The following is a 22313-nucleotide window of genomic DNA, read 5'->3' as shown; positions in this document are numbered from 1 at the left end:
CGCTCTGCATCGTCGTCGGCGCGGGTCAAGCAGCCTCCTCCAGCCAGCCGTCGTATTCGTCGCGATTGCCGGCCCGGAATCCGGTGTCGATTTCGACGCCCGACGGTAGCCGCCATCGGATGGCCAGAACCCCATTGCGGGCCGCGAGCTTTCCGCCCATCACGCGTTCGGTGCGCACTTCGGTGATCGCGCTCTGCGGAATCCAAATCGGATTCGCGCGGCTGCGTTCCAGCAGGATGCCCTCGGGGTAGCGGCTCAGCACCGCTTTGCTCCGATACCCCAGATCGCCGGCCGTGACCCGTTCATTCCATTCCGGGGCCAGTGTGGAACCGACGTAGACGCCGCGCAGCGTGGTGATGGCCGCGCCCACCTCGATCGGCACCTCGGGCAGCTCACCGATCAGCTCCTCCTGGCGCAGCGCACGCCGGCGCCAGCCGATCATCATCAGCTGGATTACCACCGCGATCACCACCACCAGCACGGCCGCGAAGATCAGCGACCCCACCAGCGTCCCTGAATTCATGCCGGGCTCTTCCCATCCCGAGCGGTGATCTTTCCGCGCAGCAGTGTGGCCGTCACGGTGGCAGGCAAGGTCATCGATTCGTAAGGGGTGTTGGCCGAACGGCTGGCCAGGTCTGGCCCGGTGACCGTCCAGATCGCGTCCGGGTCCACCACGGTCAAGTTGGCCGGCTCCCCCACCTCCAGCGGGCGACCGTGATCGGGCAATCCGACTATGCGCGCCGGGTTTTCACTCATCACCCGGGCGACGTCGCGCCAGCTGAGCAGTCCGGGCGTCACCATCGTCTGCACCACCACCGACAGCGCCGTCTGCAGCCCCAGCATGCCGGGGCGGGCGGCACAGAACTCGACGCACTTCTCGTGCTCGGCGTGCGGGGCATGATCGGTGGCCACACATTCGATTACCCCGTCGGCCAGCGCTTGACGCAACGCGATCGCATCGGCCGCTTCCCGCAGCGGCGGAGTGACCCGATTCACCCCGTCGTAATTGTTCAGCCTGCTGTCGTCGAGCAGAAGGTGATGCGGAGTCACCTCGGCGGTGATTGAAATACCTTGACCCTTGGCCCATTTCAGAATCTCGACGGTTCCCGCGGTGGAGGCATGACAGATGTGCACGCGGGCGCCGGCGTCGCGGGCCAGCAGCGCGTCACGGGCGACGATCGATTCCTCGGCGGCCCTGGGCCATCCGGCGAGTCCGAGGCGCGCGGCGGTGGGGCCTTCATGCGCCACCGCGCCGATGGTCAGCCTCGGCTCCTCGGCGTGCTGGGCGATCAGCACGCCCAACCCCGTGGCGTATTCCAGGGCGCGGCGCATGATCAGTGGGTCGTGCACGCAGATGCCGTCGTCGGAGAACATCCGCACCTGCGCCGCACCGGCGGCCATCATGCCCATCTCGGTGAGCTCGGTTCCGGCCAGCCCGACGGTGACCGCGCCGACGGGGTGCACGTCCACCAGGCCGACCTGCTGCCCGCGGTGCCAGACGTGATCGGTGACCACCGGGCTGTCCGCCACCGGTTTGGTGTTCGCCATCGCGAACACCGCCGTGTATCCGCCCAAAGCGGCAGCTGCCGAACCGGTTTCGATGTCCTCGGCGTATTCGCGGCCGGGCTCGCGCAAGTGGGTGTGCAGGTCGACGAACCCGGGCAGCAGCACATGACCCGTGGCGTCGATGACATCGGCAAATTCCGGTATCGGCAAGCCGGCCCCGATTTCGGCGATCTGGCCGTCATCGACCCGAACATCGACCCGTTCGCCTTCGCCGTACAGCCGGACTCCGCGAAGCAGCACAGTCACGCTACCCCCTCACTACCCGTCTTTTCCGCCGTTTCGGTACCGACCAGCACATGGAACAGCACGGCCATCCGCACGTGCACGCCGTTGGAAACCTGTTGCAGCACCGCGGATTGCGACGAATCCGCCACCGACGACGCGATCTCCATGCCGCGCACCATCGGGCCGGGATGCAATACCGCGGCGTGCCCCGGCAACATTGCCTGGCGGCGCCCGGAAAGGCCGTAGCGCACCGCGTATTCGCGTACCGACGGGAAGAATCCGCCGTTCATCCGCTCGGCCTGCACCCGCAGCATCAGCACGGCGTCGGCGGCGGGCAGCTCGGCGTCGAGGTCATAGGAGACGGTGGCCGGCCAGCCGTCGACCCCGACCGGCAGCAGCGTCGGGGGCGCCACCAGCACCACCTCGGCGCCCAGCGTGGCCAGCAGCATCACGTTGGAGCGAGCGACCCGGCTGTGCAGGATGTCGCCCACGATCACCACGCGCCGGCCTTCGATGCCGCCGAGCCGCTGGCGGATGGTCAGCGCGTCGAGCAGCGCCTGCGTCGGGTGTTCGTGGGTTCCGTCGCCGGCGTTGATCACCGACGGGCCACCTTCTTGGCCGTCGGCGCGAGCGGTCCAGCCGGCCAGCAGGTGCGCGGCACCGGAGGCCGGATGCCGGATGATCAGCGCGTCGGCGCCGGCAGCGTGCAGCGTCAACGCGGTGTCGCGCAACGACTCTCCCTTGCTGACCGACGAGCCGGTCGAGCTGACGTTGATCACGTCGGCGCTCATCCACTTCCCGGCCACCTCGAATGACACCCGGGTGCGCGTGGAATTCTCGTAGAACATCGTGACCACGGTGCGCCCGCGCAGCGTCGGCAGCTTCTTGACCTCGCGCCCGACCAGAGCCTGCGCGAACCGGTCGGCGTCGTCGAGGATGGCGAGGGCGTCGTCGCGACTGAGGTCCCCGGCGGTCAGCAGATGTCTGGTCATGAGGCCCTCATCATTCGGAGTCCCTCCCGATGACGACGCCGTCGCGATCGTCGTGCTCGCGCAACTGGACGTGCACGCTCTCGTTACGCGACGTCGGCACGTTCTTACCCACGTAGTCGGCACGCACCGGCAGCTCGCGATGGCCGCGGTCGACCAGCACCGCCAGTTGCACGGCGCGGGGTCTGCCCACGTCGCGCAGCGCGTCGAGCGCGGAGCGCACCGAGCGACCGGAATACAGCACGTCGTCGACGAGAATCACCAGCGCGTCGTCGATGCCGCCGGCCGGGATCGCGGTGACCTCCAGCGGCCGCGGCGGCTTGATCATCAGATCGTCGCGGTACAAGGTGATGTCGAGCGCGCCATGGCCGACCTCGACACCGCTGAATTCACCGATGTGGGCGGCGAGGCGCGCGGCCAGAATCACCCCGCGGGTCGGGATACCCAGCAGCACCACGCGTGGCGAGTCGGGGCTATCCAGCGCGGTCTTTTCGATGATCTGGTGCGCGATACGGGAAATGGTTCGGCCGACGTCGGCCGCCGACATCAATTCGCGGCCGGATGCGGAATCACCCGCGGCACTCATGCGAAACCCTGACCTCCTTCTCCGCCTCTCGGGACGGATCGTTAAAGGATGTCGACTGTCGGGCAGCGTAGCACTCCGCGGCTCGCACGACGATGCCGGACGCGCCCCGCCCCGGGAGCCGACGGTGATGACCGTGCGACATCGCCGAAACAACCGATTGCCATTCACCGCAATCGCCGCCCGGCTGGACGGCTCAGAGAATGGCTGACTTGCTGACCGTAACTGTCTGCACTAACTCACGCAGTGCAAATTTATAGCAGACTGTTAAATATCCGTATAATAGCGTGATCGGGAGCGCGACGCGGCAAAATCATCCGAACAGAAGGTTAACCACGATGCACCGGTAGCTTAATCGACTCGCGCCAGTCAACCGGCCTTGGCCTGGGCATACGCTGAGCCGACGGAGGCCGCCCGCGGCATCGGAACCTGAGGCGCGGCCAGCGGAATTTCAACCCTGAATTCATCAATGTGACGAGACTAATTCATCAAGAATTATCTGTTGCAAATGTTTGAGCCCTATGCGAGGATTTTTCCGGCAGGTCATTCTGACCGCCATTTAATTTATGAATTGGAGTTGTCATGCGCGCCGCGAGTTCGCATGCTGACTGCATACAATCACGCTCCCAATCCGGTGCGCCGGCGACTCGTCCACGCGTCCCGCTGGCGGGCACGCACCGCCGCGATTGCGGAATTGAGTCCGCGCCGGCGCCCCGTCGCGGGGTCCGTGCTCGCGAAATCCGTTGTCAAGCCCGCGAACATCTGCTCGCTGCGGGTCTCCGATGCATCATCGGCGTTGTCGCGCAGGTACTGGTCCGGCAGCGACAACTTGGCGATGGTCCGCAACGTCTTGGCGTACTGCAACAGAAATGGGCCTGTGGTGTAAGGCAAATCGTATTTCGCGCACACCTGGCGCACCCGCACCGAGATCTCGGCGAGCCGGTTGCTCGGCAGATCGGGATACAGGTGATGCTCGATCTGGTGGCACAGATTGCCACTCATGAACCGCAACATAGGGCCGGCGTGAAAGTTGGCGCTGCCCAGGATCTGGCGCAGGTACCAGCGGCCTGTCGACTCGCCGACCATGTCCGACTTGGCGAACTTCTCCGCACCGTCGGGAAGGTGCCCACAGAAGATCACGGTGTGAGTCCAGACGTTGCGGATCACATTGGCCACGGCGTTGGCTTTCACGGTGGACTTGTACGTCGCGCTCGGCGACAGGGAGGTCAGGACCGGAAAGGCGACATAGTCCTTGAACACCTGGTGACCGGCTTTGACGCCGGCCTCGCGCAGCCGCACAATCGCGACCTCGCGGCCGATCTTGCCCTTGAAGGTTCTGCCGACCTCCAAGTGGTGCAACGCGATTCCCCATTCAAACGCGACCGCCATCGCCGTGATGTACATCAAGTTGAAAGCGTTGTACCGCGTCCAGCGCTGGTCTCGAGTGACGCGCAACGTGCCGAAGCCGACATCGTCGTCCATCCCGAGGATGTTTGTGTACTTGTGATGCATGAAGTTGTGGACATAGCGCCAATGCTTGGACGGTGCGACGATGTCCCACTCCCAGGTGGAAGAGTGAATCTCCGGGTCGTTCATCCAGTCCCACTGGCCATGCATGACGTTGTGGCCGATCTCCATGTTCTCGATGATCTTGGCCACACCCAGTGCAAGCACGCCGCCCCACCAGGCGGAGCGGCGCGAGCCGGCGGTGAGCAGCACCCGGCCGGTCACCTCCAGCGCCCGCTGCGCGGCGATGCTGCGGCGGATGTAACGGGCATCGCGTTCGCCGCGCGAATCTTCGACACCGCGGCGGATCGCATCCAGCTCGGCAGCCAGGCTCTCGATGTCGGCTTCCGTCAGGTGTGCAAATCCCGCTAAATCTGTGACCGCCACTGGCTTCCCTCTCTACAACCGCATGTTCAGGGCACCACCGCCTCAGAAACGTAATCGATTTTGTGGTTGGGCAACCCCCCATAAAGCGACCAATACTCAAACTTTGACGGAAGTTCAAGCGCATAAGGCAACGGTCATTTAATTATTGGTTACGTATCGTCGAAAAAGTCCCGAAATCGATCAGGTCTCATATAATCGATGCACACATCAGCAAATCCCGCTCTGACATCTTCCGCACCGCGCCACTTCGCTGCCACCCGGCTGGCGCCGGAACATCCCAGCGTCGACCACGAAGGCAGACCCGATCACCGATGCGGCGACCAAAGCAGTGCGCCGAGGCCCCGGGCGCGTGCGGCGGCCCGCAGCCATAGCATGAAAGCCGGGCCGCGGATTACCGAAATACCATACTGTACAGTGCTTCTCGTCACAGTCGATCGCACAGCTAATTCCGAGTTACGCTCGCGCGGCAGCACCATGCGAGCATTGAGAAGCCCATGCTCCGCGGCGGTGCGGGGCCTCTCGTCTCGCACCGCCGACACGTCTTACGTGACCGATCGAGGTGAGACGAGATCAAGCAGGCGCCCATGGGTGAGTCGAACAGCAAACACGGTGAGCACCGCAGCACATTCATTATTCAGTTGCAGGAATTCCCCTACGATGCGAAGATGTCAACCGCACGAAAAGCATATTCAGCCACTGCATTCGCGTTGACCGCGCACCTAAAGGGGTTGTCATGGGCACCAATATTTCGCTGGCAATGAATTCAGGCACGGAATCGCTTCCTTCGACCGGGCCGCTGGCCGTCACCGTTGCAACGCCGTCCGAAGACCTCTCGGTGCAGCCCATGCGTGGCATTCGTTCCGGGCGCATCGTGCGGAGCAGTTACCTGCGGTCGAAATCGCTGCGGCGCGAACAGCGCTCCGCGCTGATCGACCGGCTCTACGCGGTCTTCAGCGAGACCCTGCACGGCTGTACGCGCGACGAGCTGGAGGCGGTGATGTTCAGCGCCGGCGACATCGACCTCATACTCTGCTACGACGCGGGCGACGAACTCGTCGGTTTCTCCTTCGCCGGCATCGACTTCATCGAGCATGCGGGCCGCAGGTTCGCGGTTTTCACCGCGGGCGGGTTTTTCCGACACGGCTATCACGGCGGGGTTCGGAGCATTTTGTTCGGCCTGGGCCAGGCGACCCGCGCGAAGCTCCGTCATCCGCGCATCCCGTTGGGTTACCTGACCCGCTGTACGACACCAGCGGTCTACCGTCTGCTGGCCTCGAAGATGCCACGGGTCTACCCCAACCGCAGATACCAGACGCCCGCCGAGATCGAAGCTTTGGTGCAAACGATCAGTGCGAGCCGCCAATACACCGCGATCGGCGAAAACCCTTGGGTGGTGCGCTCGATCGGCAGACCGCATCACCCGTCGCGATTGCGCCGACTCGAATCCGATCCCGAGGTGCGGTTCTATACCGAACTCAACCCGCGGTTTGCCGAAGGCGAAGCGCTGCTGGCCTGGACACCGCTGGATGTGGCCAACATAGCCGGCGGATTCGCCCGGGCGCTGCGCGCGCGGCTGGCCCGATGAAGGTTCCATGACCGGCATTCTCCGACGCATCTGGGTACCGATCGTCATGCTCGTCGTCGTGACGGTCGGTGCCCTCACCGTTTCCCGGCTGCACGGGATATTCGGTTCCCATCAACATTCAGACAAGAGCAACGCCGACGCGATCATCGCGTTCAACCCCAAGCACGTCGTCTACGAGATCTTCGGCACGACCGGGGCGACGGCCACCATCCACTATCTGGATGCCAATGCGCAGCCACGGGAAGTCGACAACGCGAACCTACCGTGGTCGCTGCGCATCGACACCACGCTCAGCGCGGTGGTGGCCCACGTAGTGGCGCAGGGCGACAGCGAACGCCTCGGATGTCGCATCATCGTCAATGACGTTGTCCGCGATCAACTTACGGTGAGCTCTCACAACGCCGCGACGAGCTGCTTGGTCAAATCCGCATGAGCACCGATCCCGATGCGGGGCCGGTGCATACCGCTGCCCGGACCATCCGCTGGCTGGCACTGCCGGTCATTCTGTGCTGGGTGGTGCTATGCGCCGTGATGAACACGGTGACGCCACCGCTTGCCGAAGTCGCCGGAAAACATGCGGTCTCGTTCAGCGCTCACGATGCGCCGTCGTTGATCGCCATGAAACGTATCGGCAAGGATTTTCAGCAATTCGATTCCGACACCACGGCAATGGTGGTGCTGGAAGGCCGGGACGAGCTGCGCGAGAGCGCACACCGGTTCTACGACAGTCTGATCGCCAGGTTGGCACAGGATAGACGCCACGTCGAGCACATCGAGAACTTCTGGGCCGACAGCCTGACCGCGGCGGGCTCGCAGAGCACCGACGGCAAGGCCGCGTATGTCCAGCTGTACCTCGCCGGAGATCAAGGCAGCGCGCTGGCCCACGATTCGGTGGCCGCGGTCGAGCGCATCGTCGACGGCGTGCCGCCGCCGGAGGGAATCAAGGCCTATGTGACCGGTCCCGGCCCGCTCGAAGGCGACCAACACACCTACGGCGACCGCAGCCTGAAAAAGATCACCTTGATCACCATCGTCGTGATCGCGATCATGCTGCTCATCACGTACCGCTCGCTGACCGCGGTGCTGTTCGTGTTGCTCACGGTGGGGGTCGAGTTGCTCACGGCCGAGGGCATCATCGCCACCCTGGCCGACAACGACGTCATCTCCCTGTCCACCTTCGCCGTCAATGTGCTTGTGGCACTGTCGATAGCGGCTTCGACGGATTACATCATCTTCCTGATCGGCCGCTACCAGGAGGCGCGTGCGGCGGGCCTGGCCCGAGAACCCGCCTACTACGCCATGTTTCACGGGACGACTCACGTGATCGTGGCGTCCGGGCTGACCGTCGCCGGGGCGATGTATTGCCTGAGCTTTACCCGGCTTCCGGTCTTCAACACCCTCGGGTGGCCGTGTTCGCTCGCCCTTCTGGTGGTGACCCTGGCCTCCCTCACCCTCGCGCCCGCCGTGATCGCTCTCGCCGGCCGATTGGGAGCGTTCGACCCCAAACGTCAAGCGAGCAACCGACGTTGGCGCCGGATCGGCACCGTTGTCGTCCGGTGGCCCGGCCCGGTGCTCGTCGCGGCGATCCTGGTGTCGATGATCGGCTTGATCGCCCTGCCGATGTACCAGACCGGCTACAACGGGCGTTATTACATCCCCGCGGACACACCGTCGAACATCGGCTACGACGCGTCGGACCGTCACTTCGCGGCGGCCCGCATGGAGCCCGAGCTGCTGATGATCGAGGCCGATCACGACCTGCGCAACCCGACCGACATGCTCGTCCTGGACCGGGTCGCCCGAAGCGTCTTCCATACGCCGGGTATCGCACGGGTGCAAAGCATTACCAGGCCGCTGGGCTCCCCGATCGATCACGCCTCGATCCCCTTCCAGATCAGCACGCAAAGCGCCGTCACGATCGAGAACCTGAAGAATCTCCGCGACCGCGTCGCCGACATGTCCCGAATGACCGCCGAGCTGCAACACGTGATCGACATCTCGTTGCATATCCAAGACCTGACGCGCCAGCTCACCACCGTGACGCACGGCATGGCCACCGACACGCGAGAGATGCGGGACGACACCGACGAATTACGGAACCACCTCTCCGATTTCGACGACTTCTGGCGGCCGATCCGAAGCTACTTTTATTGGGAACGCCACTGTTTCGACATTCCGCTCTGCTGGTCGCTGCGGTCGTTGTTCGACGGCATCGACGGCATCGACAGACTCAGCGAGGACATCGGCAGCCTGGCCCGCAATACCGACCAACTCGACCGGCTGATGCCGCAGATGCTGGCGCAGATGCCCCCACTGATTGCCGCGATGCAGACCGTCAAGGATCTCGCTGCGACCGCGACGAGCACGTTTTCCGGCTTGATCACTCAGATGGACGCACTCACCCGCAACGCCACCGTCATGGGACAAGCCTTCGACGGTGCCAAGAACGACGACTTCTTCTACCTGCCCCCGGAAGCCTTTGAAAATCCGGACTTTCAGCGGGGCCTGAATATGTTCCTGTCCCCGGACGGCAGCGCGGCGCGATTCGTCATCACCCACAAAGGCGATCCGGCGACGGCGGAGGGTATCTCGCATATCGACCGTATCGGTCAGGCCGCGGACGAGGCGGTGAAGGGCACTCCCCTGGCGTCCGCGAACATCTATCTGACGGGCACGGCGTCCACCTACAAAGACGAGCGTGACGGTTCCCTTTACGACCTGATGATTGCCGCGATCGCGTCGCTCTGCCTGATCTTCATGATCATGCTGGCCATCACCGGCAGTGTGGTCGCCTCCTCGGTCATCGTGGGAACGGTCACCGTCTCGTTGGGCTCGTCGTTCGGGCTGTCGGTGCTGATCTGGCAACACATGCTGCATATGCCCCTGCACTGGCTCGTCCTGGCGATGGCGATCATCGTGATGCTGGCCGTCGGATCCGACTACAACCTGCTGCTGGCCGCGCGATTCCGGGAAGAAATCGGCGCCGGCCTCAAGACCGGCATGATCCGGTCGATGGGAAGCACGGGCGGCGTCGTCACCACCGCGGGGCTGGTGTTCGCGTTCACGATGGGCGCGATGGTGACCAGCGATCTGCGGGTCGTCGGCCAAATCGGCACCACGATCATGATCGGACTGTTGTTCGACACCCTGATCGTCCGCTCGTTCATGATGCCGGCCGCCGCGACACTGCTCGGGCGCTGGTTCTGGTGGCCCCGCCAGGTGAGCACCCACGCGGTGGCCCCGAACGCCGCTTCGGCTGCCCCCAGCCGCCGTGCGCGATCGCCGCTAGGTGCAAAAATATTGCCCGTTGAGCACACAATTCGACGGCGGCGAGTAGGAACCGGTCAGCACGCCCCTCATACCACCGGTGGCTGAACCACCAGGTGCAATGCTGCGATTCCAATTCGCCGGGGTGATCACAAAGTGAGTACCAGATTGCGTAAAGGTGCTATTCCACGTGTGCGAGAGACCTTCTCCCACCGGTAAGTCGAATTCGAGCCGCCAATCGGATAGCTGCGTCATGCTCGAGTTGGTGACGGTGAAGTGGGCGATGAAACCGGTCTGCCACGTATGTTCCACGGACAACGTCGCCGCGGCCGCCGCGGCCGCATGAGCGACGGGGGTGACGGCGAGTCCGAGGATGGCAACCATCAATGCCGATGCGGTTACGTGAAGCGCTGCGCGCCAGCGCTTCACGTAATTGTTCAGTCCGCCCATAGCAACCAACACTAAAGCCCAACGGGCGCCATCGGCCCGCGCATCGCGAGTAAGCTGCAATACCTTTGCTCAACCGAAACCTTCATGAAATTTTGGGCTCGATCCGCCGCCGCCACGGCCCTCGGCGTCCGAGCAGACGCTGTGCGCTCAACGCGCTGGCCGGGATCTGTGGCAACGGCCGGCCCCGGCTAGTCTGTGTCGCGTGGGTGACGACAGGCCGACCCGTCCGTTGATCGGGTTCATCACCGGCGATAATGCGCCGCAGATTACCCCGGCGTCCGTGAACCGGGAGTGGATGACAAAACAGTCGGAAGCGGATCAAGGTTGGCCGAGCCGGTGTTTGCCGATGCTCATCGCCAACCAAAGCGGCTGGGAGTTGCGCAATCCGAGCGCGTTCACCGCTACCTGGATCGCTCAAAAGGATGGCATCGATGTGCTGATCGAAGCCGATCAGTACGTGGCCAATCAGCTGCTTCCCGCCAGCCATTTCGGCAACGGCATCCTGACCTGGCGGCTGCCGATGCTGTTTCGCACTCCACCCGGCTACAACCTGTTGGCCCGCGGACCGGCCAACTATCCGAAGGACGCCGTGTGCCCGCTGGAGGGCATTGTCGAAACCGACTGGGCCAGCGCTAGTTTCAGCATGAGCTGGAAACTCACCCGCAAGCAGATGCCGGTGCGATTCGAGGTCGGCGAGCCGATCTGCATGATCGTCCCGCAGCGCCGAGGCGAGCTGGAAGAATTCGCACCCGAACTCAGGCCGATCGAGTCCGACGAGGATCTGGACCGCAAGCACAAGTTGTTCCTTCGCGAACGTGGCGCGGAAAAGCACGCCGAACAGATAGCGAGGGTCGCCGCGGGAGACCGGGTCCAGTGGCAAGGGGATTACACGCGCGGCGTCCACCGTGACGGCGAGGCCGGGGCGCCGGACCACCAGACGCGCCGTCGTCTTCGTCCTTTTGCTCAGCCGGAAGCCGAGCAGCGGCAGTAGGATTCTGACACGCGCTGTTGTCACGCGGGTGAGCACGTAAGACCTCCAAATCCCGCGCGTATTCAGCGAATTCGCAGATTTCCCGCCTAATCTGGCTCGCGTGAGTGAGACGTCCAATGGGACGGCCCGTCCGTTGATCGGGTTCATCACCCGTGACAACGCGCCGTCGATCACCCCGGCACCGATCAGCCGGACGTGGATGCCGGAGATGTCAAAGGCCCGCACGGGTTGGCCGCAGCGGTGCCTACCGATGCTGATCGCCAACCAGAGCGGCTGGGAGCTGCGCAATCCGTGCGCCTTCACCGCCACGTGGATGGGTGCGGAAAACGGCGTGGACGTGCTGATCAACCCTCATCGGCGCGTCACCGGTGAGCTGCTGCCCGTCAGTCATTTCGGCAACGGCATCCTGACCTGGCATTTGCCGATGGTGTTTCGCACCCCACCCGGCTACAACCTGCTGGTGCGCGGTCCGGCAAACTACCCGAAGGACGCCATCTACGCACTGGAAGGAATCGTCGAAACCGACTGGGCCAGCGCCAGTTTCAGCATGAGTTGGAAGTTCACCCGCAAGCTGATGCCGGTGCGGTTCGAGGTCGACGAGCCGATCTGCATGATCGTCCCGCAACGTCGAGCCGAGCTGGAAGAATTCGCCCCCGAACTCCGGCGCATCGAGTCCGATGAAGATCTGCATCGCAAGTACGAGTTCTTTCTGTGCTCGCGCAGTAGAGCAAGGCAACTCGAGCAGCTGGCGAGACTCAACGCCGGCGAGCAGGTGGAATGGCAGGGCGACTACACCCGGGGCAGGCACACCGACGGCGACGCCGGGACGCCCGATCACCAGACTCGCCGTCATCTTCGTTCCTTTGTTCAGCCGCAGCATGCGCGGCAGGAATAGACGTCCTGGTACCTACGCGCGCAACGACGCTGACGGGGCGCGGGCTACCCTGACCGGGTGAATCTCGATGGCAATCAGGCCTCCATCCGCGAGGTCTGCGACGCGGGCCTGCTCGCCGGCGCGGTGACGGTGGTGTGGCAGCACGGAGAAGTACTGCAGGTCAACGAGATCGGCTATCGGGATGTCGACGCGGGCCTGCCCATGCAACGCGACACGCTGTTTCGCATCGCGTCGATGACCAAGCCGGTCACCGTGGCGGCGATCATGAGCCTGGTCGACGAGGGCAAGCTGACGCTCAAAGACCCGATCACCCGCTGGGTGCCGGAATTGGCCGCCGTCCGGGTGCTCGACGACCGGCACGGTCCCCTGGACCGCACGCACCCGGTAAATCGGGCCATCCTGATCGAGGATCTGCTGACCCATACCAGCGGCCTGGCCTACGGATTCTCGGTGTCCGGACCGATCTCGCGGGCGTATATGCGGCTGCCGTTCAACCAGGGGCCGGATGTCTGGCTGACCGAGCTGGCCAAGCTGCCGCTGGTGCATCAACCCGGCGAGCGGGTCACCTATAGCCACTCGATAGATCTGTTGGGCGTCATCGCTTCTCGTGTCGAGGACAAGCCGTTCCACCAGGTGCTCGACGAGCGGGTTCTGGACCCGGCGGGCATGCCCGACACCGGATTCTTCGTCTCCCCCGAAGCCCGTCGACGCGCCGCGACCATGTATTCGCTCGACGACAATCACCAGCTGCGGCACGACGTGATGGGGCCGCCGCACATCACGGCGCCCGCGTTCTGCAACGCCGGCGGCGGACTCTGGTCGACCGCCGAGGACTACCTGCGGTTCATCCGGATGCTGCTCGGCGACGGGACCGTCGACGGGGTGCGGGTGTTGTCGCCCGAATCGGTGCGCCTGATGCGGACCGACCGTCTCACCGACGAACAGAAACGGCACGATTTCCTGGGAGCGCCGTACTGGATGGGGCGCGGGTTCGGGTTGAACCTGTCGGTGGTGACCGATCCGGCGAAGTCCACGCCGCTGTTCGGGCCGGGCGGCGTGGGAACGTTCAGCTGGCCCGGCGCGTATGGGACATGGTGGCAGGCGGACCCGACGGCGGAGCTGATCCTGCTGTATCTGATTCAGAACTTGCCGGACCTGACCGTGGACGCGGCCACCGCCGTCGCGGGTAACACGTCGCTGGCGAAACTCCGCACCGCGCAACCGAAGTTCGTCCGCCGCACCTATCAAGCGCTCGACCTCTAGCACCGTGGTCAGCTACCCACCCGACCGCATCGTCGGACCGCGGCTGGTCCTGCGGCTGCCTACGCTGGCGGACGCCGGTGCGCTGTTCCAGCGGGTCGCCCGCGATCGCTCGGTCACGAAATATCTGCTGTGGTCACCGCACCCCGACGTGGCGACAACGCGACGGGTGATCGCCGAGAAACTCAACGCCCGCGCCGACGAGCGAACCTGGGCCATCGAACTGCGGCACAGCGGCGACGTCATCGGGCTGACCAGCTGCCGGCGCTCGGCGCCCGAGTCGGTCGAAATCGGTTACTGCCTGGGCCGGCGGTGGTGGGGCAAAGGTTTGATGGCCGAGGCACTCGACATGCTGCTGGGCGCACTGGAAGGCGACCGAGACGTGTACCGCGTCTGGGCCACTTGCCACGTCGACAACGAGCGATCGGCGCGGCTGCTGGAGGGAGCCGGGTTCGTGCTGGAGGGCCGGCTGGCACGCCACGCCGTCTACCCCACCATGGGACCCGAGCCACAAGACAGCTTGCTCTACGCCAAGGCCCGGCCATAGCCCCACGGTCGTCAAGTGTGCCCGGGCGGCGTCGACCGTGGGAAATCGCCAGAGCTTACGCCCGGCGCGCACACTCAAAGCCCGGTGTGCGCCCGCGAGTCCCCTACGCTGGGCCGCATGGCAAAGCCGACCGTCCTGATCAGCGGCGCCGGCATCGCCGGTCCCGCGCTCGCGTATTGGCTCACCCGGACCGACCATCAGGTGGTGCTGGTTGAGGTTCACGACAGCATTCGCCCGGGAGGCCAAACCGTCGACCTGCGAGGTGCCGGGCGGGCGGTCATTGAGCGGATGGGATTGCTGGATGAGATGCGCGCCCGCAGCCTGGAGCAGCGTGGGATTCGTTGGGTCGATGCCGACGGGCGGCGCCGTGCCGAGATGCCGGTGGAGGCGTTCCACGGCAACGGTGTGGTCAGCCAGCTCGAGATTCTGCGCGGCGACCTGGCCGACGTGCTGTACCGGGCCACCGCCGCAGACACCGACTACCGGTTCGGGACCCGGATTACGGGGTTGACGCGGGATGACGACGCGGTATCGGCGACACTGTCCGACGGCACGTTGGTGCGCGCCGACCTGGTCGTCGGTGCCGACGGCCCGCATTCGGGGGTGCGGCGGCTGGCCTTCGGGCCCGAGGAGGAGTTCCTCAAGCCACTGGGCGGCTACCACGCCTGGTTCACCGCACCCGACACCGTCGGGCTGGACGGCTGGTTTCTGATGTACTTGGCACCAGGGGGACTCAACGCGTCGATGCGCCCCTCGCACGACCCCGCATTTACCAAGGCGGGACTCGCATTCCGCTCCGAGCCGCTTGAATACGACCGTCATGATATCGACGAGCAACGCGACCTGCTGGCCTCGCGGTTCCACGGCGCCGGCTGGCAATCCGATGCGCTGGTCGCGGCCGCACGCCAGGCCGACGACTTCTACTTCGACGCCTTCGCCCAGATCCATATGGACACCTGGTCGTCGGGGCGCGTCACGCTGGTCGGCGATGCCGGCTACTGCGCATCACCGCTGAGCGGCATGGGCACCAGCCTGGCGTTGGTCGGAGCGTACGTGTTGGCCGGAGAGCTTGGCCCTGCCGTTGGCGCGACCATCGACGCGAACCGGTTGGCGGGCGCCCTGGCCCGCTACCAGACGGTGATGCGTCCTTTCGTAGACCGATGTCAGACGCTGCCGAACGGCATCGACGGCTATGTGCCGAAGTCCACTTTCGACATCCGCATGGTGGGCATGGTGATGAAGTACATGCAGCGCCGGCCGTTCCGCGGTTTCGCCGAAAGGAAATGGTTCACCACCGCCGACGCCGTCGACTTGCCCGATTACGCCTTCTGGACTTCCAACGCCCGGCGCGCATAGGCCCGCACGTCGGCGTCGCTGTCCTTGAGCGCGATGCCGAGAGCATCGCGGGCGACGGCCTCACCCGCCCAGCGGGTCAGGCTGAGAACCGCCGCCTTGCGCACGTCCAGGTGTGCGTCGGAGAGCGCACCGGCCAGTCGTGGCACCGCGAGCTCGGTCGCGGCCCCGGCCAGCGCACGAGCCGCACCCTCCCGCACCTGCCACGCCGGCGCCTGCAACGCGCGCTCGACCGCAGCGAAATCATCTTGGCTGCAGCCCAATTCACCAAGCGCCGTCAGTGCGGCCGCGCGCACCAACGGATCGGGGTCGGTGATCAGCGCGCTGACGGCCTCGACACCGGCACCCAGCGTGGCCAGGCCCGCGGCCGCCGCGATACGGACCTCCCGGTTTTCGTCACGGGTTGCTGCTTCCACCCCGGCCACGTCGTCGACCGAGACCAGCGCCCGTACCGCCTCGATCCGCACTCGGTGGTCGGGATCGTCGAGCGCGCGGCGGTATTGGCCGGCCGCTCCGGCCCGGCGTGCGGCCAGCAGGTAAACCGTGGCCGCGCGCACGACCGTATCGGGCGACAGCAGATACGGTTCCGCATCGGCCGGGTCGGGCAGCACTTCGACCAGTTCACGGATTCCCTCGGCACTGGTGCGGCGCACGCCGGCGTCGGCGTCGTCGAGCGCGGCGAACAGGGCGGGCGCATAACCGTCGGGAATGTGCTCGGTCAGCGTTGCCACGGCGGTGCGACGCACCCCGGGATCGGCGTCGGCCAGATACGGTTGCAGATCGGCGATCGTCGGCTCTTCGAGGGCGAGGACCTCGGCGATCCGCGGCGACGGCGGCTCGAACGCGGTTGTCGCCGCGGCGATTCGCGATCCGGCGGCAGCCGGGGCTTTGCCGCCCACCAGGGGTGGCTGCTCCACCGCGTGCACCGTCTGGTCCACCGGCGGCAGGCCGTCCAGCTCCGGGACCGACACCAGGTACGGGGCAACGGGACGCTTGAGAAATACCATCTCGCCGTCGGACCCCTTGTGCAGGTTCAGGTGATAGCCCCACTGGCTGTCGTCGCGGACCGGCATGTCGGCCCGTTCATGGTAGAGGCCCCAACGGGATTCGGTGCGGGTCAGTGAGGATCGGGCCGCCATCTCGGCGCAGTCCCGGATGAACGACACCTCGACGGCCCGCATCAGCTCATGCGGAGTGCGTGCCCCCATCTCGGCGATCTCGGCTTGCATCCGGTCGAAGGTGCGCACCGCGATGGACAGTTTGGCTGCCGTCTTCGGCGGCGCCACATAGTCGTTGACGAATCGTCGCAGCTTGTATTCGACCTGCGGCTGCGGCGGCCCGTCCGGGTGCCGCAGCGGCCGGTAGATCAGCTCATGCGCGTCACGTAGCTGGTCATCCGGAAGTTGCTGTGGTGCAGCGACTTCCGTGCGCACCGAGGCGGCGTGGGTGCCGGCGAGGTCACCGAACACGAAGGCCCCGATCATGTAATTGTGCGGCACACACGCCAGATCCCCCGCGGCGTACAGCCCGGGCAATGTGGTTCGCGCATGCTCGTCGACCCACACCCCGGAAGCCGAATGCCCACTGCACAAGCCGATTTCGGAAATGTGCATCTCAATGTCATGCGTCCGGTAGTCATGGCCACGGTTGGCGTGGAAGGTGCCCCGGGTGGGCCGCTCGGTGGTATGCAGGATGTTCTCCAGCGCCGTGAGCGTCTCGTCGGCCAGGTGCGACACCTTCAGATAGATCGGTCCGCGTGCGGAGTCGATCTCGCTTTTGACCTCGGCCATCATCTGCCCCGACCAATAGTCGGAGTCGACGAACCGCTCGCCGTCCGAGTTGACCTGGTAGCCGCCGAACGGGTTCGCCACATAAGCACAGGCCGGCCCGTTGTAGTCCTTGATCAACGGATTGACCTGAAAACACTCGATACCGGAGAGCTCGGCGCCGGCGTGATACGCCATCGCGTACCCGTCGCCGGCGTTCGTCGGGTTCTCGTAGGTGCCGTACAGGTAGCCCGACGCAGGCAGCCCGAGCCGCCCGCACGCCCCCGTCGACAGGATCACCGCCTTGGCGCCGATCGCGACGAATTCGCCGGTGCGCGTGTTCAACGCCGCGGCGCCCACGGCCCGGCGCTGCCCAGAACTGTCGTCCACCAGCACCCGCACCGGCATCAAGCGGTTCTCGATCTGGATCTTCTCCCGCATCGACCGCTGCCGCAGCACCCGGTACAACGCCTTCTTGACGTCCTTGCCTTCGGGCATCGGCAACACGTAGGAACCCGAGCGGTGCACCCGGCGGACCGCGTATTCGCCGTGCTCGTCCTTCTCGAACTTCACCCCGTAGCGTTCCAGCCGCTGCACCATCGCGAACCCGCGGCTGGCGGTCTGATAGATGGTGCGCTGGTTGACGATTCCGTCGTTGGCGCGGGTGATCTCCGCGACGTAGTCCTCCGGCTCGGCCTTGCCCGGGATGACGGCGTTGTTGACCCCGTCCATGCCCATCGCCAGCGCACCGGAATGCCGCACGTGCGCCTTCTCCAGCAGCAGTACCTGCGCGCCGTGCTCGGCGGCCGACAGTGCCGCCATGGTGCCCGCGGTGCCACCGCCGATGACCAGCACATCGCAGTCCAGGCGCACCGGCGTGGTGGGATCTGGAATTTGCATCATGCTGCCACCGCCGAATGATCCAGTGCGGCAATGACTTCAGCGCGCAGCGCGGTGCGCTGCTGATCAACGCGCGGCTCCGGCACGTCGATGAGGGCGCGCAACGGCTGGCCGGCCTTGCCCAGCACGGCGATGCGGTCACCCACCAGCAGCGCCTCGTCGACGTCGTGCGTGACGAAGACGATCGTCGTCGGATGAGCGCTCCAGGTGTCGATCAGCAACCGCTGCATGGCGCCACGGGTTTGGGTGTCCAGCGCCCCGAACGGCTCATCCATCATCACCGCGCGCGGCGTTCCGGCCAGGCCGCGGGCCAGCTGGACACGCTGACGCATGCCACCGGACAAGCTCTTGGGCAGGTAGTCGCCGAAGCCGGTCAGGCCGAGCTCGGCGATCCAGCGGTCGGCCTCCGCGCGCCGGCCGGTGCGCGGCACCCGACGCAGTCGCAGGGCCAGCTCGATGTTGGACCGCACGGTGCGCCATGGCAGCAAAGCGTTGTCCTGGAACACCATCCCCCGGTCGCCCGAGGTGGTGGTCACTTCGGCGCCGTCGGCCAGGATCCGGCCGCTGTCGGGCCGCAGTAGTCCGGCCAGGGCGCGCAGCACGGTCGACTTGCCGCAGCCCGAGGGGCCGGTCAGCACCAGGATCTCTCCCGGACGCACGGTCAGGCTCAGCCCATCGATCACCGGATCCCCGGTGTAGGACAGACGAACTCGATCCAATTCCAGGCTCATTGCGTTGCTGGTCAGGGTCATCGTTGCTCCTCCTGTGCGCGCGGCAGCCAGCCGGTCACCCGACGACCCACGACTTCGACGGCCGCGGCGGTGCTGAATCCGAGCACGCCGATGGTGATGATGCCGACGAACACCTGGGGGTAGGCCAGCACGGTGTAGTCCTGCCAGGTGCGATAGCCGATGCCCAGCCGGCCGGAGATCATCTCCGCGGAGATCACACAGATCCACGCCACCCCCATGCCGACCGACAAGCCACCGAACACTCCCGGCAGGATCCCCGGTAACACCACCTGTTTCAGCACGTCCCACCGGTTGCCGCCGAGGGTGCGCACCGAGTCTTCCCACAAGGTCGGCAGCGCCCGAACCGCATGCCGGGTACTGACCATGATCGGGAAGTAGGCCGCGAGGAAGGTGATGAACACGATGCCGGCCTCGTCGGTCGGGAACAGCAGGATCGCCACCGGAACCACCGCGATCGCCGGGATGGGCCTGGCCAACTCGGCCAGCGGACCGAAGGTGTTGGCGAACAATCGGGAGCGGCCGAGCAGCACGCCCGTCGCGACGCCGATCACGGCGGCCAGCCCGAAGCCGGTGAGAATGCGGATCAAGGACTGCGCCAGATCGAGCCAGTACTCATAGGTTCCGAGTCGACGCTGCAGCGCGTGGACGATCTCGGTGACCGTCGGCAGCGTGTCGAAACGCAGCAACAGCCGCACTTTGTCGGCGGTGAGCAGCTGCCACAAGCCGATCGCGGCGGCAACCGAGGCGAGCCGCAACAGCCGCCACTGCCACGGCGAAGCGGTACGTCGCGGGGCGCCGGTTGCCGCGACGGCGTCGATCGCTTGGCCGGCGACCGGGGCTGCCGGATCGCCGGTCAGGAAAGCAGTCATACCGAACCTCCAAGGGCCTGTTGGTAATTCACGATGGCTCCGCCAGGGTGAGCGGCAAGATAGCGATGTGCGCCGGCCGGGGTGCCGAACGGCAGGTAGTTCTGCCCGTCTTGCACCCAGACCGCCTTGTCGGCGAACCAGCGGGTGCCCAGCTCGGCGTCGGGAACATAGGCGGCACGGACTTTGGCACCGTGAGCGGTCGCGTCCCGCACCGCCCGAAGCAGGTTGGTCGGATTGGCGAGCGTCTGGGTGGCGTCAGTTCCGTCCAGCCACAGTTCGCTCGCCAGGGCGGGGTCGCCGCTGAGCACCGACGGGTTGGCGGTCGCGGCCCGGGTCGTGTCGTAGTTCAGGCCGCGGGCACCGAATACCGCGCGCAGTGGCGCGTCCTGGACAAATCCGGGGACGTCGAGTTCGGCGAAGTCGCCGATCGACTTCAGGTACGGCACATCGTTTTCCAGCGCATCGACCAGTGACGGTTTGAGCGTGGTATCGAATGACGTGCCGCCGGGGCCGTTGTAGAGGTAAACCACTTCCTGGGGCAGCCCGCTTGACTGGGCGACGATGCGGGCCGCCTCCAGCGGCTTTCGGTTCAGGAAATCGGTGGCGTCCAGCTGCGCCTGCAGGAACGCGCCCAGCACCTCCGGATGAGATCCTGCATACGAGCGCCGCACCACCACCCCGTGCAGGGTAGGCAGATTCAGCTCGGCACCGTCGTACAGCAGTTTGGCCTTGTTCTGGAACACGAGCAGCCCGGGCCACGCGACGAACTGCGAAAGGCCTTGAACCTGACCAGATTCCAGAGCCGATGCGCCGACCTGTGGCTGCTGGTTGAGCACCTCGATGCCCTTGATCCCACCCCTATCCAGTGCACGCATCAACGTGCCGTGACCGGCCGAGCCCACGCTCGCCGAGACCTTCGAGCCGGCCAAGTCGTTCAGCGTAGTGGCCGACGAACCGGGCGCCACCACAACCATGTTGAGCGCGCCCTTGGGGTTGTAGCCGGTTATCGAGACGATTTCGGTTTTCGCGAGCGGATTGGCCTGCGTCTTGGAGCCGTTGATCAGCAAGGGGTAATCCCCCATCGAGCCGATGTCGATTTTCTCCGCCATCATCTGTGCGGTGATCGGGGCACCCGTGTCGTAATCCTGCCACCGGACCGCGTATTTGGTGCCGGTGCGGGTGGTGATGTCGGCGAGCCGGTGCTCCAGGTAGCCCTGGGCGCGCAGCAGTGTCCCGGCGGTCACGGTGTTGATGGTCTTGGACTGATAGCCGATGACGACGTTGACCACACCGGAGGACGCCGATAGTGATTCCAGCGAGCAACCGGACACGAGCGCGACGATCGAGGCCACGACGAGCCGAATGACGTGTCGTTTCATGAAAAATCCTGGGCTGTAGGGTATTTCAGCGAAGTAAATACGGCATATTGACGGTGACAGCGCCCGTGGGGCAGCGGGCGGCGCAGGGGCCGCAGTACCAGCATTCGTCGACGTGCATGAACGCCTTGCCGGTGTCGGGGTTGATGGCCAGCGCGTCCAGCGGACAGACGTCGACGCAGAGCGTGCATCCGTCGATACACAGCGACTCGTCGATCGTGACCGGCACGTCGACTCGGTTGTTGTTGACCAGCGTCATGGTTTGCTCCTTATCAGGTGGCCGCGCATCGTGATTCGATCGCCGCGCATCCGGATGTACTCGAGGTCGACGGGTGTGCCATCGTCGAGACTGGTGAGCCGCTCGAGCATGAGCAGCGGCGACCCGTCAGGCACGTGCAGAGTGGCCGCCGAATGCAGATCGGCGGGGATGGCCTCCAGCGCCAGCGACGCCTCGCCAAGCCGGTGTCCGCTGACCTGCTCGATCAGCGCGAAGAGGTCTTGCGTATCGAGGGGGTTTTCCAGCGGGTGATCCAAGATCTGGGTTCCGATATCCGGGGTGAGGTAGGTCAGGTCGAGGCTGAGCGGCAAGTCACCGAGGTAGCGCAACCGCTCGATGAACACCGCCTGCCCCCCGGGCTCCAGCTGCAGCCGCCCGGCCACCGCCGGCGGAGCGACCACGAGCGTCGCGGCGCGCACCTCGTTGCGGACTTCGCCGATGTGTTTGAAGGTCTCTTTCAAGCCCAGCAGGGAATCGATCCGGTGGTCGTATTTGCGCTGCGCGACGTGGGTGCCGACCTTGGGTCCGCGGTCGATCAGACCTTCGTGCTTGAGGATGCCGAGGGCCTCGCGAATGCTGTTGCGGGACACCGCGAACTCGGCCGCCAAATCGCTCTCGGCCGGCAGGCCGTCCGGATAGGCCCCTGCGTGGATCTGCTGCCGCAACACATCGGCGACCCGGCGGGCACGGTCGGCCCGGGGTCCACGAATGGGTATCGCCTCAGCCACGTCGTCACGCTAACGCAGCTCAGGGGCACATTTCGGGCGGG

The 22313-nt window shown here is 65.4% G+C and carries 20 protein-coding genes; 8 read left to right on the top strand and 12 right to left on the bottom strand.

Annotated features, from left to right (window positions below; genetic code table 11):
- Positions 1-25: 25 nt before the first annotated feature.
- From OK015_RS12745 to OK015_RS12725, 5 genes are all read right to left on the bottom strand, one after another.
- On the bottom strand, positions 26-523 hold the full coding sequence (locus OK015_RS12745; RefSeq protein WP_268131901.1) for a PH-like domain-containing protein: 498 nt from the start codon (positions 521-523) through the stop codon (positions 26-28).
- Positions 520-1812 (bottom strand): dihydroorotase, encoded by a 1293-nt coding sequence (locus OK015_RS12740; RefSeq protein ID WP_268131899.1) that lies wholly within the window; start codon positions 1810-1812, stop codon positions 520-522. Before OK015_RS12740 ends, OK015_RS12745 begins: the two co-directional genes overlap by 4 nt.
- A complete protein-coding gene (locus tag OK015_RS12735; protein ID WP_268131897.1) occupies positions 1809-2783 on the bottom strand; it encodes an aspartate carbamoyltransferase catalytic subunit in 975 nt (324 codons plus the stop codon). The genes OK015_RS12740 and OK015_RS12735 overlap by 4 nt, the downstream gene beginning before the upstream one ends.
- A 10-nt stretch (positions 2784-2793) precedes the next feature.
- Positions 2794-3366 (bottom strand): bifunctional pyr operon transcriptional regulator/uracil phosphoribosyltransferase PyrR, encoded by a 573-nt coding sequence (pyrR, locus tag OK015_RS12730; protein ID WP_268131895.1) that lies wholly within the window; start codon positions 3364-3366, stop codon positions 2794-2796.
- A gap of 615 nt (positions 3367-3981) precedes the next feature.
- Positions 3982-5256: a fatty acid desaturase family protein gene (locus OK015_RS12725; protein WP_268131893.1), complete on the bottom strand. Its 1275-nt coding sequence runs from the start codon at positions 5254-5256 to the stop codon at positions 3982-3984.
- A gap of 733 nt (positions 5257-5989) precedes the next feature.
- On the opposite strand from OK015_RS12725, the gene OK015_RS12720 reads away from it, so the two are divergent.
- The 3 genes from OK015_RS12720 to OK015_RS12710 are packed head-to-tail and all read left to right on the top strand — an operon-like array spanning position 5990 to position 10216.
- A complete protein-coding gene (locus tag OK015_RS12720; protein WP_268131891.1) occupies positions 5990-6841 on the top strand; it encodes a hypothetical protein in 852 nt (283 codons plus the stop codon).
- Positions 6842-6848: 7 nt separating this feature from the next.
- On the top strand, positions 6849-7274 hold the full coding sequence (locus tag OK015_RS12715) for an MmpS family transport accessory protein (RefSeq protein WP_268131890.1): 426 nt from the start codon (positions 6849-6851) through the stop codon (positions 7272-7274).
- On the top strand, positions 7271-10216 hold the full coding sequence (locus OK015_RS12710) for an MMPL/RND family transporter (protein ID WP_268131888.1): 2946 nt from the start codon (positions 7271-7273) through the stop codon (positions 10214-10216). The genes OK015_RS12715 and OK015_RS12710 overlap by 4 nt, the downstream gene beginning before the upstream one ends.
- Here OK015_RS12710 and OK015_RS12705 read toward each other — a convergent pair.
- Complete coding sequence (locus OK015_RS12705; protein WP_268131887.1) at positions 10127-10558, bottom strand: cellulose-binding domain-containing protein; 432 nt, start codon at positions 10556-10558, stop codon at positions 10127-10129. The genes OK015_RS12710 and OK015_RS12705 overlap by 90 nt on opposite strands.
- A 202-nt stretch (positions 10559-10760) precedes the next feature.
- On the opposite strand from OK015_RS12705, the gene OK015_RS12700 reads away from it, so the two are divergent.
- The 5 genes from OK015_RS12700 (at position 10761) to OK015_RS12680 (ending at position 15607) form a co-directional block, all read left to right on the top strand.
- Entirely contained in the window at positions 10761-11549 is a 789-nt protein-coding gene (locus OK015_RS12700; protein WP_268131885.1) for a DUF6065 family protein, read from the top strand.
- Positions 11550-11649: 100 nt separating this feature from the next.
- Complete coding sequence (locus tag OK015_RS12695; protein ID WP_268131883.1) at positions 11650-12444, top strand: DUF6065 family protein; 795 nt, start codon at positions 11650-11652, stop codon at positions 12442-12444.
- 57 nt (positions 12445-12501) lie between these two features.
- Positions 12502-13707 carry a serine hydrolase domain-containing protein gene (locus tag OK015_RS12690; protein WP_268131881.1) on the top strand — a complete coding sequence of 402 codons (1206 nt, stop codon included), beginning with the start codon at positions 12502-12504 and terminating at the stop codon, positions 13705-13707.
- A 4-nt stretch (positions 13708-13711) separates the two neighbouring features.
- Positions 13712-14251 carry a GNAT family N-acetyltransferase gene (locus OK015_RS12685; RefSeq protein ID WP_268131879.1) on the top strand — a complete coding sequence of 180 codons (540 nt, stop codon included), beginning with the start codon at positions 13712-13714 and terminating at the stop codon, positions 14249-14251.
- 117 nt (positions 14252-14368) lie between these two features.
- Positions 14369-15607, top strand: a complete 1239-nt coding sequence (locus OK015_RS12680; RefSeq protein ID WP_268131877.1) for an FAD-dependent monooxygenase — start codon at positions 14369-14371, stop codon at positions 15605-15607.
- On the opposite strand, the gene OK015_RS12675 is transcribed toward OK015_RS12680, so the two are convergent.
- The 6 genes from OK015_RS12675 to OK015_RS12650 are packed head-to-tail and all read right to left on the bottom strand — an operon-like array spanning position 15571 to position 22272.
- Complete coding sequence (locus OK015_RS12675) at positions 15571-18273, bottom strand: fumarate reductase/succinate dehydrogenase flavoprotein subunit (protein ID WP_268131875.1); 2703 nt, start codon at positions 18271-18273, stop codon at positions 15571-15573. The genes OK015_RS12680 and OK015_RS12675 overlap by 37 nt on opposite strands.
- Positions 18270-19022, bottom strand: a complete 753-nt coding sequence (locus tag OK015_RS12670) for an ABC transporter ATP-binding protein (protein ID WP_268131873.1) — start codon at positions 19020-19022, stop codon at positions 18270-18272. Before OK015_RS12670 ends, OK015_RS12675 begins: the two co-directional genes overlap by 4 nt.
- A complete protein-coding gene (locus OK015_RS12665) occupies positions 19019-19891 on the bottom strand; it encodes an ABC transporter permease (protein ID WP_268131871.1) in 873 nt (290 codons plus the stop codon). The genes OK015_RS12670 and OK015_RS12665 overlap by 4 nt, the downstream gene beginning before the upstream one ends.
- On the bottom strand, positions 19888-21270 hold the full coding sequence (locus tag OK015_RS12660; protein WP_268131869.1) for an ABC transporter substrate-binding protein: 1383 nt from the start codon (positions 21268-21270) through the stop codon (positions 19888-19890). Before OK015_RS12660 ends, OK015_RS12665 begins: the two co-directional genes overlap by 4 nt.
- Before the next feature lie 25 nt (positions 21271-21295).
- Complete coding sequence (locus OK015_RS12655; RefSeq protein WP_085221976.1) at positions 21296-21526, bottom strand: 4Fe-4S dicluster domain-containing protein; 231 nt, start codon at positions 21524-21526, stop codon at positions 21296-21298.
- Positions 21523-22272, bottom strand: a complete 750-nt coding sequence (locus OK015_RS12650) for a GntR family transcriptional regulator (protein ID WP_268131867.1) — start codon at positions 22270-22272, stop codon at positions 21523-21525. Before OK015_RS12650 ends, OK015_RS12655 begins: the two co-directional genes overlap by 4 nt.
- Between the last annotated feature and the right edge of the window lie 41 nt (positions 22273-22313).

Source organism: Mycobacterium sp. Aquia_216, from assembly GCF_026723865.1.
Taxonomy (GTDB): Bacteria; Actinomycetota; Actinomycetes; order Mycobacteriales; family Mycobacteriaceae; genus Mycobacterium.
The sequence above is the reverse complement of the archived record's forward strand: the minus strand, read 5'-3'. Positions and strand labels throughout refer to the sequence as shown.

What these genes read in the sequence shown, in the direction of transcription:
- OK015_RS12745 (WP_268131901.1), bottom strand. Translation starts at nt 523, where the DNA reads ATGAATTCAGGGACGCTGGTGGGGTCGCTGATCTTCGCGGCCGTGCTG.
- OK015_RS12735 (WP_268131897.1), bottom strand. Translation starts at nt 2,783, where the DNA reads ATGACCAGACATCTGCTGACCGCCGGGGACCTCAGTCGCGACGACGCC.
- pyrR (WP_268131895.1), bottom strand. Translation starts at nt 3,366, where the DNA reads ATGAGTGCCGCGGGTGATTCCGCATCCGGCCGCGAATTGATGTCGGCG.
- OK015_RS12720 (WP_268131891.1), top strand. Translation starts at nt 5,990, where the DNA reads ATGGGCACCAATATTTCGCTGGCAATGAATTCAGGCACGGAATCGCTT.
- OK015_RS12715 (WP_268131890.1), top strand. Translation starts at nt 6,849, where the DNA reads ATGACCGGCATTCTCCGACGCATCTGGGTACCGATCGTCATGCTCGTC.
- OK015_RS12710 (WP_268131888.1), top strand. Translation starts at nt 7,271, where the DNA reads ATGAGCACCGATCCCGATGCGGGGCCGGTGCATACCGCTGCCCGGACC.
- OK015_RS12705 (WP_268131887.1), bottom strand. Translation starts at nt 10,558, where the DNA reads ATGGGCGGACTGAACAATTACGTGAAGCGCTGGCGCGCAGCGCTTCAC.
- OK015_RS12680 (WP_268131877.1), top strand. Translation starts at nt 14,369, where the DNA reads ATGGCAAAGCCGACCGTCCTGATCAGCGGCGCCGGCATCGCCGGTCCC.
- OK015_RS12675 (WP_268131875.1), bottom strand. Translation starts at nt 18,273, where the DNA reads ATGATGCAAATTCCAGATCCCACCACGCCGGTGCGCCTGGACTGCGAT.
- OK015_RS12670 (WP_268131873.1), bottom strand. Translation starts at nt 19,022, where the DNA reads ATGACCCTGACCAGCAACGCAATGAGCCTGGAATTGGATCGAGTTCGT.
- OK015_RS12665 (WP_268131871.1), bottom strand. Translation starts at nt 19,891, where the DNA reads ATGACTGCTTTCCTGACCGGCGATCCGGCAGCCCCGGTCGCCGGCCAA.
- OK015_RS12660 (WP_268131869.1), bottom strand. Translation starts at nt 21,270, where the DNA reads ATGAAACGACACGTCATTCGGCTCGTCGTGGCCTCGATCGTCGCGCTC.
- OK015_RS12655 (WP_085221976.1), bottom strand. Translation starts at nt 21,526, where the DNA reads ATGACGCTGGTCAACAACAACCGAGTCGACGTGCCGGTCACGATCGAC.